14 protein-coding genes are annotated in these 15,008 nt (G+C 71.1%); 6 read left to right on the top strand and 8 right to left on the bottom strand.

What is annotated here, in order from left to right; genetic code table 11:
• The 6 genes from paaB to ABZ635_RS12190 all read right to left on the bottom strand — a co-directional run bounded on the left by paaB (position 1) and on the right by ABZ635_RS12190 (position 5,213).
• On the bottom strand, positions 1–312 hold the full coding sequence (gene paaB, locus ABZ635_RS12165) for a 1,2-phenylacetyl-CoA epoxidase subunit PaaB (RefSeq protein WP_357762991.1): 312 nt from the start codon (positions 310–312) through the stop codon (positions 1–3).
• On the bottom strand, positions 309–1,286 hold the full coding sequence (gene paaA / locus ABZ635_RS12170; protein ID WP_357762995.1) for a 1,2-phenylacetyl-CoA epoxidase subunit PaaA: 978 nt from the start codon (positions 1,284–1,286) through the stop codon (positions 309–311). The genes paaB and paaA overlap by 4 nt, the downstream gene beginning before the upstream one ends.
• Positions 1,287–1,487: 201 nt before the next feature.
• A complete protein-coding gene (locus tag ABZ635_RS12175; protein ID WP_357762998.1) occupies positions 1,488–2,276 on the bottom strand; it encodes an enoyl-CoA hydratase-related protein in 789 nt (262 codons plus the stop codon).
• The gene (locus ABZ635_RS12180) at positions 2,273–3,157 is read right to left on the bottom strand and encodes a 3-hydroxyacyl-CoA dehydrogenase family protein (RefSeq protein ID WP_357763001.1); all 885 of its coding nucleotides are present in this window, start codon (positions 3,155–3,157) and stop codon (positions 2,273–2,275) included. The genes ABZ635_RS12175 and ABZ635_RS12180 overlap by 4 nt, the downstream gene beginning before the upstream one ends.
• Positions 3,154–3,891: an enoyl-CoA hydratase/isomerase family protein gene (locus tag ABZ635_RS12185; RefSeq protein WP_357763153.1), complete on the bottom strand. Its 738-nt coding sequence runs from the start codon at positions 3,889–3,891 to the stop codon at positions 3,154–3,156. Before ABZ635_RS12185 ends, ABZ635_RS12180 begins: the two co-directional genes overlap by 4 nt.
• Positions 3,892–3,977: 86 nt before the next feature.
• Positions 3,978–5,213 (bottom strand): thiolase family protein, encoded by a 1,236-nt coding sequence (locus ABZ635_RS12190; protein ID WP_357763004.1) that lies wholly within the window; start codon positions 5,211–5,213, stop codon positions 3,978–3,980.
• Positions 5,214–5,503: 290 nt separating this feature from the next.
• Here ABZ635_RS12190 and paaK point away from each other — a divergent pair, with 290 nt between their 5' ends.
• Positions 5,504–6,862, top strand: a complete 1,359-nt coding sequence (gene paaK, locus ABZ635_RS12195; protein WP_357763007.1) for a phenylacetate--CoA ligase PaaK — start codon at positions 5,504–5,506, stop codon at positions 6,860–6,862.
• A gap of 40 nt (positions 6,863–6,902) precedes the next feature.
• Here paaK and ABZ635_RS12200 read toward each other — a convergent pair whose 3' ends face one another.
• Entirely contained in the window at positions 6,903–7,676 is a 774-nt protein-coding gene (locus tag ABZ635_RS12200) for a helix-turn-helix transcriptional regulator (RefSeq protein ID WP_357763010.1), read from the bottom strand.
• Between the two features lie 52 nt (positions 7,677–7,728).
• Between ABZ635_RS12200 and ABZ635_RS12205 the strand changes: the two genes are divergently transcribed.
• The 3 genes from ABZ635_RS12205 (at position 7,729) to ABZ635_RS12215 (ending at position 10,928) form a co-directional block, all read left to right on the top strand.
• On the top strand, positions 7,729–8,571 hold the full coding sequence (locus tag ABZ635_RS12205) for a sulfite exporter TauE/SafE family protein (protein WP_357763013.1): 843 nt from the start codon (positions 7,729–7,731) through the stop codon (positions 8,569–8,571).
• Between the two features lie 175 nt (positions 8,572–8,746).
• Positions 8,747–9,520, top strand: a complete 774-nt coding sequence (locus ABZ635_RS12210; protein ID WP_357763016.1) for a nucleotidyltransferase domain-containing protein — start codon at positions 8,747–8,749, stop codon at positions 9,518–9,520.
• A 433-nt stretch (positions 9,521–9,953) separates the two neighbouring features.
• Entirely contained in the window at positions 9,954–10,928 is a 975-nt protein-coding gene (locus ABZ635_RS12215) for a phosphatidylinositol-specific phospholipase C (RefSeq protein WP_357763019.1), read from the top strand.
• Between the two features lie 78 nt (positions 10,929–11,006).
• Here the strand turns inward: ABZ635_RS12215 and ABZ635_RS12220 are convergent, their stop codons facing one another.
• Complete coding sequence (locus ABZ635_RS12220; RefSeq protein ID WP_357763022.1) at positions 11,007–11,708, bottom strand: GntR family transcriptional regulator; 702 nt, start codon at positions 11,706–11,708, stop codon at positions 11,007–11,009.
• Between the two features lie 115 nt (positions 11,709–11,823).
• Between ABZ635_RS12220 and ABZ635_RS12225 the strand changes: the two genes are divergently transcribed.
• Together ABZ635_RS12225 and ABZ635_RS12230 are read left to right on the top strand one after the other, a co-directional pair.
• Complete coding sequence (locus ABZ635_RS12225; protein WP_357763025.1) at positions 11,824–12,990, top strand: enolase C-terminal domain-like protein; 1,167 nt, start codon at positions 11,824–11,826, stop codon at positions 12,988–12,990.
• 170 nt (positions 12,991–13,160) lie between these two features.
• A complete protein-coding gene (locus ABZ635_RS12230) occupies positions 13,161–14,846 on the top strand; it encodes an SLC13 family permease (RefSeq protein ID WP_357763028.1) in 1,686 nt (561 codons plus the stop codon).
• Positions 14,847–15,008 lie beyond the last annotated feature (162 nt).

Here is a 15,008-nt window from a genome sequence, read left to right on the forward strand (position 1 = left end):
CTAGATGTGCGGGACGTCCTCGGGGATGGGGTAGAAGGTCGGGTGGCGGTACACCTTGTCGCCGCTGGGCGCGAAGTAGGGGTCCTTCTCGTCGGGACTGGACGCCGTGACGTCCTCGGCGAGCACGACCCAGATACTCACGCCCTCGTTGCGCCGGGTGTAGAGGTTGCGGGCGTTGTGCAGCGCCATGGTGGCGTCGGGGGCGTGCAGCGAACCCACGTGCACGTGGTTGAGGCCGCGTTTGCCGCGGACGAAGACCTCGTAGAGCGGCCATTCGGGGCGGGGCGGGGCGGCGTCGTCGTTCCTGCTCATACCGTGGCCTCCCGGGCGCTCTGGTGGTGCTTCCTGGCGTGGGCGGTGGCGGCCTCGCGGACCCACGCGCCCCTCTCGTGTGCGGCGCGCCTGCGGGAGACGCGCTCGGCGTTCTTGGGGCCGTCGCCCCTGATGACCCGCTTGAGCTCGTCCCAGTCCGGGGTCCCGAAGTCGTGCTGGCCGCGCTCGGCGTTCCAGACCAGGTCGGGGTCGGGCAGCGTGACTCCGAGCCTCTCCGCCTGGGGGACGGTCATGTCGACGAACCGCTGGCGCAGGTCGTCGTTGGTGTCGATCTTGATGCCCCAGGTCATGGACTGGCGGGTGTTGGGCGAGTCGGCGTCGGGGGGGCCGAACATCATCAGCGACGGCCACCACCAGCGGTCGACGGCGTCCTGCACCATGCGGCGCTGGCCCTCGGTGCCCTCCATCATGCGCATGAGGAGTTCGTAGCCCTGCCGCTGGTGGAAGGACTCCTCCTTGCAGATGCGCACCATGGCGCGGGCGTAGGGGCCGAAGGAGGTGCGGCAGAGGGGGACCTGGTTGCAGATCGCGGCGCCGTCCACCAGCCAGCCGATGACGCCGACGTCGGCGTAGCTGAGCGAGGGGTAGTTGAAGATCGACGAGTACTTCTGGCGGCCCTCGATGAGCCGTTCGGTGAGGTCGTCGCGGTCCACGCCGAGGGTCTCGGCGGCCGCGTACAGGTAGAGGCCGTGCCCGGCCTCGTCCTGGACCTTGGCCAGGAGGATGGCCTTGCGACGCAGGCTGGGCGCGGACGCGATCCAGTCGCCCTCGGGCTGCATGCCGATGATCTCGGAGTGGGCGTGCTGGGAGACCTGGCGGACGAGGGTCCTGCGGTAGGCCTCGGGCATCCAGTCACGCGGCTCGATGCGCTGGTTGGCGGCGATCCGGGCGTCGAACTCCGCCTGGAGCGCCTCGTCCGCGCCGGGGGGCGCTTCCTGGGCCGTGGTCGGCATTGATCATTCCCCATTCATAACCGAACGTTCGGTCAGTAATTAGTATCCCCGGAGCCGGGGGCCCGGCGCAAGCCCCCGGGACCCCGGAATCCGGGCAGGTCACCGTCGCCGCCCACCCCGGCTCCGGCGCACCGGCGGTCGACCGTGCGACGGAACCGGCCCCGCCCGCCGGTACCGGGCGGCACCGGCGGGCCCGGGCCGCTACCTCCCGGTGAAGACCGGCCTCTCCTTGTTCAGGAAGGACGAGACGGCGCCGACGTGGTCGGCGGTCACCCCGAGCTGGTTCTGGAGGTCGGCCTCCTCCTCCAGCAGCTCGCGTAGATCGCTCTGCCCCTCCGCCGCCGAACGCACCTCGCGTTTGGCCGCCACGAACGCCGCCGTGGGCCCCGAAGCGAGCTGGACGGCCACCTCACGGGCGCGCGTCTGCCACTCCTGGTCGTCCACGACCTCCGTGACCAGGCCCAGCTCCAGGGCGCGCTCGGCACCGAACACGGTGCCCAGCAGCATGAGCTCCATGGCACGCGCCTGGCCGAGCGAGCGCACCAGCCGGTAGGCCAGACCGGAGTCCGAGGCCAGCCCGATCCCGGTGAACGCGGTGCCGAACTTGGCGCGGCCAGCGGCCACCCGTACGTCACCGGCCAGGGCGAACCCCAGCCCGGCGCCCACGCACGCGCCGCCGATCCCGACCACGACAGGCACCTGCACGCTCTCCAGGGCCAGAACGATCCGGTTGTAGTGCTCGCGCACCGTACTGAGCGCCTGGTCGGGGGTCTCCTCCAGAATCCGCGCGTGCTCCGCCAGATCCTGCCCCAGGCAGAACGCCCGGTCCGAACCCAGGAACAACACGGCGCGGGCGGTGGTGGACTCCGCCGCCCGGGTCACCGCCTCCAGCAGCTCCTCCTTCGCACGCCGGGTCAGCCCCGGGCGGTTGAGCCTGATGGTGGCGACCCCGTCGACCTCGCCGAACTCCGCGGCCCTGTCCTCACTCACGCCTTGTCTCCCTTGTCCCAGAGGTGGAATCCCTCGCCGCTCTTGCGGCCGAGCCTGCCCTCGGCGACCTTACGGCGCAGGAGCTCGGGGGGCGAGAACCGGTCCCCCAGTTCGCCCGCCAGGTACTCGGCGATGGCCAGGCGGACGTCGAGCCCGACCAGGTCGGTGAGCCTGAGCGGGCCCATCGGGTGGCGGTAGCCGAGTTCCATGGCGGTGTCGATGTCGGCGGGCGAGGCCACGCCCTCCTCCACCATGCGGATGGCCTCCAGCCCCAGCATGACGCCCAGGCGGCTGGTGGCGAACCCGGGGGCGTCCCGGACCACGATCTCGGTCTTGCCGAGGGCGCCGACCCAGCCGCGCACCGTCTCCAGGACGGCGGGGTCGGTTTCGGGCGTGGTCACGATCTCCACGAGCTTGGAGGCGGGGACCGGGTTGAAGAAGTGCGTGCCCAGGAACCGGCCGGGACGCTTGAGGGCCGCCGCCAGTTCGGTGACCGACAGGGAGCTGGTGTTGGAGGCCAGGACGGTGTCCTCGCCCACGGCCACCTCGGCGGCGGTGAGCACCGCGATCTTCAACGCGGGCCGCTCCGGGACGGCCTCGACGACGAGGCCGGTGTCGGCGGGCAGCTCCGAGGCGTCGGTGACGGTGCCCAGACGGGCCAGGTAGTCGGCGGGGGCCGCCTCGATCTTGCCGCGTTCCCGGGCCTTGTCGAGCCCGGCCGACACCCGGCCCACCCCCGCCTCGGCGGCGTCCGTCGTGGCCTCGACCAGCACCACGCGCGCCCCGGCCATGAGGAACTGCTGGACGATCCCGGCGCCCATGGTGCCGCCGCCGATGACGGCGACGGTGTCGGGCACGCCCTGCGGGGTGATCTCGCTCAACGCTTCTTCCTCTCCAGGAAACGGGTCATACGGTCGTGCTTGTCGGCGCTCTCGAACAGCACCGCCTGGGTGAGGTCGTCGGCCAAGGGGTGCGCTCCCTCGGCGTCCAGCACCAGCTTGGTCATGCGCAGGGCGGTCGCCGATGAGGCGGCCATCCGGTCGATCAGGGCGTGCGCGCGCTCGCGCAGCTCCTCGGCGGGGACGACCTCGGCCACCAGCCCGTGGCGCAGCGCCGCCTCGGCGTCCAGGCGGTACCCGCCCAACAGCACCTGTTTGGCCACCGAGGCGCCCACGAGGTCCCTGAGCCGCCAGCACGCCCCCGCCCCGGCGATGATGCCCAGCCCCGGTTCGGGCTGGGCGAACACGACGGTGGGGGTGGCGATACGGATGTCGCAGGCGTAGGAGAGCTCCGCGCCCCCACCGAGCGCGAACCCGTCGACGGCCGCCACCGTGGGGGCGGTGAGGCGGTGCAGCCGCTCGAACAGACGGCTGTTGATCCCGGCCAGGGCCTCCTCACGGCCGCGTTCGCGCAGCTCGGCGATGTCGGCACCGCCCGCGAACACGGTGCCGTGGCCGGTCAGCAGAAGGGGGCGGGGATCGGCCTCGATCCGGGAGCACACCTCGTGCAGCTCGGCGATCATCCGCCCGTTGATGGCGTTGCGTGCCTCGGGGCGGTGCAGTTCCACCACCGCGCGGTCCTCGCACCAGTCGACGCGCAGGGTCTCGAAGTCCATGGTCGGGCCGTCCTCGGTGGGGTGGGGGGCGGTGCTCTCCGGCCCGGAGCGGTCCGGAGCGGTGCCGCCGGTGTCGGAACGCGGCGTCACGGGCGCTCCACCAGCAGTGCGGTGCCCTGGCCGACGCCCACGCACAGGGTGGCCAGGCCCCTCCGGGCGTCCTCGCGCTCCATGCGGTTCACCAGTGTGACGACCAGACGCGCACCGGAGGAGCCCAAGGGGTGGCCCAGGGCGATCGCGCCGCCGTCCGCGTTGACGCGTGACTCGTCCAGGTCGAGCCGTCGCAGCACGCCCAGCGCCTGGGCGGCGAAGGCCTCGTTGAGCTCGACCGCGCCGACCTCGTCCAGCGTCCACCCGGCCCGGCCGAGGACCTTGCGGGTGGCCGGAACCGGCCCCAGTCCCATGACCTGCGGGTCCACTCCGGCCGAGGCGGCCGCGACGACCCGGGCGCGGGGGGTCAGGCCGTACCTGCGCACGGCCTCGCCGCTGGCCAGGACCAGCGCGGAGGCGCCGTCGGAGAGCGAGGACGAGTTGCCCGCCGTGACGATGCCGCCCTGGCGGAAGACCGGGCGGAGCTGGGCGAGGCTCTCCATGGTGGAGCCGGGGCGCGGGCCCTCGTCCCGGGTCACCTCCTGGGTCTGCCCCTTGCGGCCGCGCACGGTGACGGGGACGATCTCGTTCGCGAACCGGCCCGCCTCGGCTGCGGCCACGGCCCGCTGGTGGCTCCGCAGAGCGAAGGCGTCGCACTCCTCACGGGTGAGGCCCTCCAGGGCGGCGACCTCCTCCGCCGTCTCGCCCATTGACAGGGTGTAGCGCAGCTCGTCGGGTGAGGCGCCGGGCGGTGTGTCGGCGTCGGCGTCGGCGAAGCGCGGGTTGGTGAAGCGCCAGCCCAGAGAGGTGTCGGCGACCTCGCCGGGCTTGGCCCAGGCGGTGCCGGGCTTGGCCATCACCCAGGGCGCGCGGGTCATGGACTCCACCCCGCCCGCGACCACGAGATCGGCCTCGCCCGCGCGGATGGCCTGCGCGGCCGAGGCGACGGCGGTGAGACCGCTGGCGCACAGCCGGTTGACGGTGTAGCCCGGGACCGAGGTGGGCAGCCCGGCGAGGAGGGCCGCCATGCGGGCGACGTTGCGGTTGTCCTCCCCCGCCTGGTTGGCGGCGCCGAGGATGACCTCGTCCACGGCCTCGCCGGGCACCCCGGCGCGGCGGACCGCCTCGGCCACCGCTCCGGCGGCGAGGTCGTCGGGTCGGACGGCCGACAGGGCGCCCCCGTAACGGCCCTGGGGGGTGCGCACCCCGTCGACCACGTAGACGTCGCTCACGAACGGCCTCCCTTGCTGGTGGCGGTGGCCTGTGCCACCGTCCTGTGTGAACTGATCAACACGTCTCCTTGACACGGCCACACGGAGACTGAATAAATGCATTAGTAACCGAACGTTCGGTCAGTAAGCAAGTCGGTCCCCTCCACGGACCGGCGAAGACCCACCTCGGCGCGGTCGCACCGCCAGAACGTGCGCCGCGGCTCAGCACGGCGGACCCCGCCCCCCTCTCACGGGACGGCCGACCGAGCCCGGCCCGGCGGAAACACCGTGCACAGTACCCGGAGAGGCCCATGGCAAGCCAGGACACCACCACGCAGTCGGCCGGAACCGCCCTCCAGAAGCGTCTCGGGCAGGCCCCCGCGCCCGAGACCCTGGACCCGGCCGAGCGCATGAGTGTCGACGAGCTGCGCTCCCTCCAGTTCGAGCGCCTGCGCTGGACCCTGGAGCACGCCTACACGAACGTGCCCCTCTACCGGCGCAAGTTCGACGAGGCCGGGGTGCGCCCCGAGGACCTCGGGTCACTGGAGGACCTCGCCCTCTTCCCGCACACCACCAAGGCCGACCTGCGCGACAACTACCCGTTCGGGATGTTCGCGGTACCGCAGGAGCGGGTCAGCCGCGTCCACGCCTCCAGCGGCACCACCGGCCAGCCCACCGTGGTCGGCTACACGCGCGAGGACATCGACACCTGGGCCACCGTCGTGGCGCGCTCGATCCGCGCCTCCGGGGGCCGCCCCGGCCACAAGGTCCACGTCTCCTACGGGTACGGCCTGTTCACCGGCGGCCTCGGCGCCCACTACGGCGCCGAGAAGCTCGGCTGCACGGTCATTCCCGCCTCCGGCGGCCAGACCGCCAAGCAGGTCCAGCTCATCCAGGACTTCCGGCCCGAGATCATCATGGTCACGCCCAGTTACATGCTGACCCTGATGGACGAGTTCGAGCGCCAGGGCATCGACCCCCGCACGACCTCGCTCAAGGTGGGGATCTTCGGCGCCGAACCCTGGACCGAGCGGATGCGCCTGGAGATCGAGGAGCGCTTCGACATCAACGCCGTGGACATCTACGGCCTCTCCGAGGTGATGGGGCCGGGCGTGGCCAACGAGTGCGTGGAGACCAAGGACGGCCTGCACGTGTGGGAGGACCACTTCCTCCCCGAGGTACTCGACCCGGTCACGCAGGACGTGCTGCCCGACGGCGAGAACGGCGAACTGGTCTTCACCTCGCTGACCAAGCAGGCCATGCCGGTCATCCGCTACCGCACGCGCGACCTCACCACCCTGCGCCCGGGCACGGCCCGCCCGATGCGCCGCATGGACAAGATCACCGGCCGCAGCGACGACATGATCATCCTGCGCGGGGTCAACGTCTTCCCGACCCAGATCGAGGAGATCGTGCTCGGCCTGGACGGGCTCGCCCCGCACTTCCAGCTGGTGCTCACCAAGGAGGGCCGCCTGGACCGCATGGCCGTCAGGGTGGAGGCGTCCCCGGACTGCACCTCCGACCGGCGCACCGTCCTGAGCCGGGAGATCACCGCGACCATCAAGGACCGGGTGGGCGTGAGCGTGACCGTGGACGTGGTAGATCCCGAGCAGATCGAGCGTTCGGTGGGTAAGTTCCGCCGCATCGTCGACCAGCGCCCCAAGGGGTGACCACGGGAACGCCCCCGGCCGCACCCACCACCGCCCGTGATCACAGGGCGTGCGTGGGGCGGTGGTCCCGGGGGCTGCTCCCCAACAGCCGCGCGAAGGCCGCGGAGAACGCGGCCGGACTCCCGTACCCCAGGTCCGCGGCCACCCGGGCGACCGCCTCCCCCCGAGCCAGGGCGGGCAGCGAACGCAGCACGCAGGCGCGCTGACGCCACCGCGCGAAGCCCATCCCGGTCTCGGCCCGGAACAACCGGTTCACCGTGCGCTCGCTCACGTGCAGCCGCCCCGCCCACCGCGCGAGCGGGTCGTGCACGCGCGGTTGCTCCAGGAACTCCTCGCACAGAACGCGTAGGCCCTCGTGGCGCGGCAGGGGAAGGTCCAACGGCAGCGGCACCAGGCCCCTCAGCTCGTACAACAACAGCTCGACCAGGGCCGCGTCACGCCCGTGCCGGTCGTGGCGCGGCTCGATGTCCACCGCCGCCGACAACAGCTCCCGCAGGAGCGGGGACACCTCCACCACCTGACAGCGGACCGGGAACCACGGCACCGAGGCGGGTTCCACGTACAGGCTCCGGGTACTGACCCCCTCCATCGTCACCTCGTGGTCCGTCCCGGCGGGCACGAGCACCGCGCGCTGCGGCGGCACGGTCCACGCCCCGTCGTCGGTGACCACGCGCATCACCCCGGTCGACCCGTACAGGAACTGGGCGCGGCGGTGCCGGTGCCGGGCCAGGACGAACCCGGGCGGGTAGTCGGTGCCGATCGCCAGCACGGGCCGGTCGACGTGGTCCACTTCGGCGATGGGGACGTTACGCACGGAAGCCGACACTAACGTGTCCGTTGCGCGATCGTTCCCGTCCACTCATCGAATGCGCGCCACGACCGTGGTCCCTACGGTGGTGCGGGTGCTCTCCTCGACCCTTCTCCTCCTGGCCCTGGGCTGCCTGACCGGCGTCACCACGGTGGTGTTCGGCTTCGGCGGCGGCTTCGTGACCGTCCCGGTCGTGTACGCCGTCACCCTGGCCCGTGCCGAACCGGGCGTGGACGCCATGGCGGTGGCCGTGGCCACCTCCACCGCCGTCATGGTGGTCAACTCCCTGAGCGCCACCTGGGCCCAGCACCGTGCCGGGCGGCTGCGCCGGGCGTATCTGTGGCCCCTGGCCGCGCCCATCGGCCTGGGGTCGGCCGCCGGAGCCCTGGCCGCCACCTTGGCGGGCGGCACGGCCCAGCACGCCCTGTTCGTGGCCTACCTGGCGGTGACCATCGCCGACAGCGTGCTGCGCCGGGGATTCCTCACCCCGTCGCCGGGGAGCACACCCCGAGTCCCGCGCCCCGGAGCGACCCGAGCGGTCGGGTTGGGGATCGGCGCCGTCACCGGGTTCCTGGGCGTGGGCGGCAGCGTCATGACCGTGCCCCTACTGCGCCGACGCGGCCTGTCCATGGGCGAGGCCACGGCGACGGCCAACCCGCTCACCGTGCCGGTCGCGCTGGCCGGGACCCTGGTGTACGCGCTGTGCGGTACCGGTGGCGCCGGGACCGCCCACGGGCACCTGGGTTCGGTGGACCTCGCGGCCGGTGCCCTGCTCCTCACCGGTTCCCTGCCCACCATCGCCGTGGTCCGCCGCGTCACGGGCCGGATTCCCGACCGCGCGCACGCCGTGTCGTACGTGATCCTGCTGACCGTGGTGCTGGTCGTGTTCCTGGTCCTGTGAGGTGGCGGTCCGCCCAGCAGACCCGGTGTGTTGGGGAAGCGGTGCTCTGTTGTCCCGCCCCGTGAGTCCTCTGGTGCGGCGCGTACGGGGTGACGGCCCCCGAAAACGGTTCGTGGCCCCCGACTCCGCCCCGATAGGTTGCGGCCACCACGATCCGCCAAAGGGGGAGACCCAGGTGAAGCACTCCAGCGAGGAGTTCGCCCGCATCGCCGAGCGCGGCACCGTCCTGCGCTGCCAGGTCGGCTCCGTCGTCCACGGCCTCAACCTCGAAGGCCAGAACGACCGTGACGAGATGGGGATCTGCGTCGAACCGCCCGAATACGTCATCGGCCTGCGCTCCTTCGAGCAGTTCATCCTCCGCGACCAGGGCGAACACGCCCGGTCCGGTCCGGGAGACCTGGACCTGACCGTCTACTCGCTGCGCAAGTGGACCCGTCTTGCTCTGGAGGGCAACCCCACCATCCTGCTGCCGCTCTTCGTCCCCGAGGAGGAGATCGTCACCCTCACCCCCGTCGGCCGCGAGCTGCGCGCCAACGCCCACCGCTTCCTGTCCCGGCGCGCGGGTGAGCGCTTCCTCGGCTACCTGCGCGCCCAACGCGACCGTATGGCGGGCACCCGGGGCGGCAGGCACACCAACCGTCCCGAACTGGTCGAGAGGCACGGCTTCGACACGAAGTACGCGTATCACATGGTCCGGCTGGGCCTCCAGGGCGTGGAACTGATGGAGTCCGGTGGCATCACCCTGCCCATGCCCGAGCCCGACCGGGACTGGCTCCTGGCACTGCGCCGGGGCGAGCACACCCGAGACGAGGCCCTGGAACGGACCGGGGAGCTGGAGGGACGCCTGGAGGATCTGTGCCGGACCTCCCCCCTGCCCGCGGCACCCGACACCGGCTGGGCCGACGCCTGGCTGGTCCGGTCCTATCAGCGGTTCTGGAACGAGAGCTGAACCACGCTGGTCAGAGCGGCGACCCGAGGCGGCGTCCCCGCGACGGAGAGATAGGGTGATCCACCGAAGAGGTAACATGCCGCGCCCGAGACTCCGGGTGTCCCGGTGTGCCGGGCGCCGGGGGAAACGGCCCACGGCGCCCGGGGGACGACACAGTGAAGGAAGCACCATGATCGGAACCATCGCGTTCGTGCTCATGATCGTCAGCCTGTCCATGATGATCATCTCGGGCCTCATCGCGACCCTCGTGAAGACCCGCTAGGGTCCGGACGTCCCGACACCGGGTTGACGGGTGCGCCACGCGTGCGCGCGGGCGCCCGTCACCCGTCGTCCGCCGACGGCGTGAGGTAGGGGGGATGCCAACGGAGCCGCCGCGTGACAGGGTGAAGGCGGCCCGTTACCGGGGCCACACCCCCGCTCGCGAAGGACCCCCATGCTCACCCTCCCCTCCGCCGCCACGGCGCTCCCCCGACGTACCGGGCCGGTTCTGACGGCCCTGATCCTCGCCGGTTCACTCCTGTCCGCGCTCTCCCCCGCCGCCCCGGCCGCGGCCGAGGACGGACCCGACACGGCGCGCGCCACCTGGATGGCACCGATCCCCGACGGCACCAGCCTGGCCGCGCTGTCGATCCCGGGCACCCACGACACCGGTGCCTGGACCGGCACCGTGTGGTCGCGCACCCAGGACCTCACGCTCTCCGAGCAGCTCGGCTCCGGGGTGCGTTTCCTGGACGTGCGCACCCGCCACTACCGGGACGCCTTCCCCATCCACCACGGTGTCGAGTACCTGAACCTGAACTTCACCGACGTGGTCACCGACATCGGGGCGTTCCTCGACGCGAACCCCTCCGAAACCGTGCTCATGCGGATGAAGAAGGAGCACACCGAGGAGGAGAACACCCGGAGCTACGAGGAGACCCTCGACCACTACATCGAGGAGAACCCGGACACCCGGGACATCCTGGGAGAGCGGCTGTGGGTTCCCGAGCAGGGCGTCGACCGCGTGCCCGACCTCGGCGAGGTCCGGGGGCGGATCGTCATCGTGCAGGACTTCGCGGCCTCCCGTGACTACGGCGTCCACTGGAACGGCTCCTCGCTGGACATCCAGGACGACTACCGCGTGCCCACCCTCTTCGACATCCCCGCCAAGTGGGACAAGGCCCGCACGCACTTCGACCGGACCGCCGACGGCGCCGACGAAACCCTGTACGTCAACCACCTCAGCGGCAGCGGAGCCCCCTGGGCCAACCCCCGCGAGGTCGCCTGGGGCGGGCTGGGCATCCGGGGCGTGAACCCGCGCGCCGTCGACCACCTGCGCCCGGTGTCGGCGCCCCGTACCGGCGTGGTGGTCATGGACTTCCCCAGCCAGGAGCTGACCGACCTGGTCATCGCACACAACCCCGGCTGAGTCGTCCGCGCGCGGGCCGTCGGTGCGGATCACCCGTTCCGCACCGGCGCTCGCGCGGGCCCCGAAGACGCGGGGACCTCAGGTCGGACGCACGGCGAGGGGGTGGTAGACGCGCTCCAGATCCCCGAGGGCGTCCGTGACGGCCGCCCCGAGGCTGTTGCGGATGTGGGAGCGCACCAGAGCGGCGGCGGCCGTACCGTCACCGGCGACGACGAGTTCCAAGATCCTGTGATGCTGGTTCAGGTCGAGGGTGCGCGGCTCGGCGCCCGCGGGCAGTTCCAGGCCGATCCGCCGGTAGCGGTCGGCCTTGTCCCACAGGTCGTCCAGCAGCCCGATCATCACCTTGTTGTGGGAGGCGGTATAGATGGCCCGGTGGAAGGCCCGATGGGCGGCGATGGCGTCCTCTCCCCAGGTACGGGTGACCGGCAGGAGCGCGTCGGCCGCCGACCGCATCGCGGCGATCTCCCCCTCCGTCCTGCGGAGGGCGGCGAGCTCGGTGGCCGACGGTTCCAGCGAGAAGCGGGCCTCCAACAGTTCACGCGCCTCGGAGGCGCTCATGGGAGCCACCCGCACGTCACGGTGAGCGTCCATCTCGACCCACCTCTCACTGACCAGGCGCCTGATCGCCTCGCGCAGAGGGGTGATGCTCATCCCCAGCTCCTCGGCCAGGGCGTACTGCGACAGACGTGACCCCGGGACGAGCTCTCCGACGGTGATACGGCGACGCAGTTCGGTGTAGGCCAGCCCGCCCTTGCTGGAGAAGGCGTTCTCGCTGGTCATGGTGACCTCTCTCCTCTTTTCCCCACCCACGGTCTTGTGACCCCCGTCTCATTCAGCTTAGACTCCGCCCCGTACTTATAAGAGCCTTATAAGTCCCTGCCGCAGAGAGAAGTCCATGAGAATCGTTTCCGCCCATGCCGGCACCATCCCCATCAGCTCATCGATGCGCAACGCCTACATCGACTTCAGCAACATGGACTGCACGATCCTCGCGCTGGTCAGTGACGTGGTGGTCGACGGCAGACCCCTGGTGGGCTACGGCTTCAACTCCAACGGCCGTTACAACGCCACGGCCATCCTGAACGAGCGGGTGCTGCCACGGTTGCGCAACGCCGCCGCGGAGGAACTGCTGGACGAGCACGGCGCGCTCTCCCCCGCCCAGGCGTGGGAGGTCGTGATGCGCAACGAGAAGCCCGGCGGACACGGTGAACGCTCCGTCGCCGTCGGCGTGGTCGACATGGCGCTGCACGACCTCGCCGCCAAGGCCGCGGGGGTGCCGCTGTACCGGTGGATCTCCGATCACTACGGGGACGGCGACCCCGACGAGGACGTCTTCGTCTACGCCGCCGGCGGCTACTACGCGCCCGGCAAGACCCTGGACGACCTGCGGGACGAGATGCGGGGCTTCCTCGACGCCGGGTACGAGATCGTCAAGATGAAGATCGGCGGCGCCGACCTGGCCGAGGACCTCAGGCGCATCGAGGCGGTCATCGACGTCCTGGGCGGTGACGGCTCCCGCCTGATGGTCGACGTCAACGGGAGGTTCGACCTGCGTACCGCCCTGGACTACGGCCGAGCCATCGACCAGTACGGCCTCTTCTGGTACGAGGAGGTCGGCGACCCGCTGGACTACCGTCTCAACGCGACGCTGTCGGAGGAGTACCGCCATCCCATCGCGACCGGCGAGAACCTCTTCTCGTTGCAGGACGCCCGGAACCTCATCCGCTATGGGGGGATGCGCCCGGACCGCGACTTCATCCAGGTCGACCCGGCACTGAGCTACGGGCTCACCGAGTACCGCCGTGTCCTGGCCATGCTCGACCAGCACGGCTGGTCCTCCCGCCGGTGCGTCCCGCACGGCGGGCACCAGTTCTCCCTGCACATCGCCTCGGCCCTCAAACTCGGCGGCAACGAGTCCTACCCCGGAGAGTTCCAGCCGACCGGTGGCTTCACCGACGACGCGGTGATCACGCACGGCCGCGTGGCGCCGGGTGAACTCCCGGGCATCGGGCTCGAAGGCAAGGCGGAGTTCCACAAGGTCCTCCGGAGCCTGCACGACTGACCGACCGAGAGCGAGGGCGCCGGACACGGGCGGCCGACCCGCCCTCACCCGGGCGGCGTCGAGGCGACGCGCACCGACTCCCTGACCACGAGTGCCGCCTGGGACCCGGTTCCACCCCCGAACCGATCTCCGCAACCACGCCGAGCCGAAGAACCAGAGAAGGTACCGCAATGGCACACTCCTATCCGCATTCCCTCTGGTGGAGCCTGTGGGTGTCACACCGGCAGATCAAGGACCTACTGACGTTCTCCAAGCGCGGGACGCCGCGACGGAAGGTGCCGGTGCCGTCCGCGGCGGGCGGGGGCGCCGGTGCCGCCGAAGCGCCCGGCGATCCCGGGCCCCCGGAGTCGGACCAGGAGGCCGACGGCTCCGACCCCGGGTACACGCCCGCGCGGCTCATCGGCCTGGTCCTCGGGCCGCTGCTGTTCCTGATCACGCTGCTGGTCTTCGAACCCGCGGGGCTCTCCCCCGAGGGCAGGGCGGTCCTCGCCACCACCCTCTGGGTCGCTACCTGGTGGATCACCGAGGCGATCCCCATCCCGGTCACGTCCCTGCTCCCCATCGTGCTCCTGCCGCTCACCGGCGCGCTGGACGGGGACACCGTGTTCTCGGCCTACGGCAACGACATCATCTTCCTCTTCCTGGGCGGGTTCTCCATCGCGATCGCCATGGAGAAGTGGAACCTCCACCAACGGATCGCCCTCACCATCGTCTCGGCGATCGGCACGAGCCCGCGCCGGATCATTCTCGGCTTCATGGTCGCGACCGGATTCCTGTCGATGTGGGTCTCCAACACGGCCGCCACGATGATGATGATCCCCGTGGGGCTGGCGGTCGCCTACCAGGCCGCCCGTTCGCTGCGCGGCGGGGAGTTCGCCGACGACCTGCCGAAGTTCGAGAAGTCGATGGTCTTCGGCATCGGGTACGCGGCCACCATCGGCGGCCTCGGAACGCTGATCGGCACACCGCCGCTGGCCATCCTCGCCGCGACCTCCGGAGAGCTCTTCGGCCAGACCATCTCGTTCGGCGGATGGATGATGTTCGGCGTCCCGATCGCCGCCCTCCTCCTCGCCTTCACCTGGTTCTACCTGACGGGCATCAAGTTCAGGGTCGGGTTCAAGCACCTTCCCGGCGGCAAGGAGATCATCCGGGAGGAGAGGAGGTCCCTCGGCAGGACGTCCACCGAGGAGAAGGTCGTGTTCGGCGTCTTCCTCACCGCCGCGTTCCTGTGGGTGACCCGCTCCTTCCTCTGGGAGGACCTCCTTCCGGGCATCAGCGACGGAGTGATCGCGATCGCCGCGATGGCGGCCCTGTTCACGTTGCCGACCCGTGGTCGCAGGGACAAGAGAATCCTCCAGTGGGAGGACTCGAAGCGCATCCCCTGGGGCATCCTCCTGCTGTTCGGTGGCGGACTGGCCATCGCGGCCGGGTTCGTCGAGACCGGCCTCTCCTCGTGGATCGGCGCACAGCTGCGCACGCTCGACGGGATCAGCGTGGTGCTGATCATCATCATCTCCACCGCGCTCGTGCTGTTCCTCACGGAGATCACCTCGAACGCCGCGACGGCGACGATGATCCTCCCGGTCATGGCCGCCTTCGCGGTCTCCCTGAACATTCATCCGTACGCGTTGATGGTCCCCTGCGCGATGGCCGCGAACTGCGCGTTCATGCTCCCGGTGGGAACCCCGCCGAACGCGATCATGTTCGGCACCGGGAAACTGACGATCATGGAGATGGTCAGGGCCGGGTTCTGGTTGAACTGGGTCGCACTGGCCCTCATCGCCGGGAGCGTCCTCTACGTCCTGCCATGGATGTGGGGCATCGATCTGATGACCGTGCCCCCCGGCTTCCTGTGACCGGGCCGGCGGCGGTCTCCCGAACCGCGCGGTCACGACACGCCGGCCACGAACGGTGTCCCGGCTGACGCCGTCGCCCCGCCGTGACCGCCACGAGGGCTGGTCAGCCCGGTGGCGTGCGGCCCGAGCGGCGGCACGACCCGCCACCGTCAGCGGCACCAC

The organism is Nocardiopsis sp. NPDC007018, assembly GCF_040635075.1.
Taxonomy (GTDB): domain Bacteria; phylum Actinomycetota; class Actinomycetes; order Streptosporangiales; family Streptosporangiaceae; genus Nocardiopsis.

Bases quoted from the DNA above. Each gene is read 5' to 3' on its own strand.
- paaK (WP_357763007.1), top strand. From the start codon at position 5,504: ATGGCAAGCCAGGACACCACCACGCAGTCGGCCGGAACCGCCCTCCAG.
- ABZ635_RS12230 (WP_357763028.1), top strand. From the start codon at position 13,161: ATGGCACACTCCTATCCGCATTCCCTCTGGTGGAGCCTGTGGGTGTCA.
- ABZ635_RS12220 (WP_357763022.1), bottom strand. From the start codon at position 11,708: ATGACCAGCGAGAACGCCTTCTCCAGCAAGGGCGGGCTGGCCTACACC.
- ABZ635_RS12225 (WP_357763025.1), top strand. From the start codon at position 11,824: ATGAGAATCGTTTCCGCCCATGCCGGCACCATCCCCATCAGCTCATCG.
- ABZ635_RS12215 (WP_357763019.1), top strand. From the start codon at position 9,954: ATGCTCACCCTCCCCTCCGCCGCCACGGCGCTCCCCCGACGTACCGGG.
- paaB (WP_357762991.1), bottom strand. From the start codon at position 312: ATGAGCAGGAACGACGACGCCGCCCCGCCCCGCCCCGAATGGCCGCTC.
- ABZ635_RS12185 (WP_357763153.1), bottom strand. From the start codon at position 3,891: ATGGACTTCGAGACCCTGCGCGTCGACTGGTGCGAGGACCGCGCGGTG.
- ABZ635_RS12205 (WP_357763013.1), top strand. From the start codon at position 7,729: ATGCGCGCCACGACCGTGGTCCCTACGGTGGTGCGGGTGCTCTCCTCG.
- paaA (WP_357762995.1), bottom strand. From the start codon at position 1,286: ATGCCGACCACGGCCCAGGAAGCGCCCCCCGGCGCGGACGAGGCGCTC.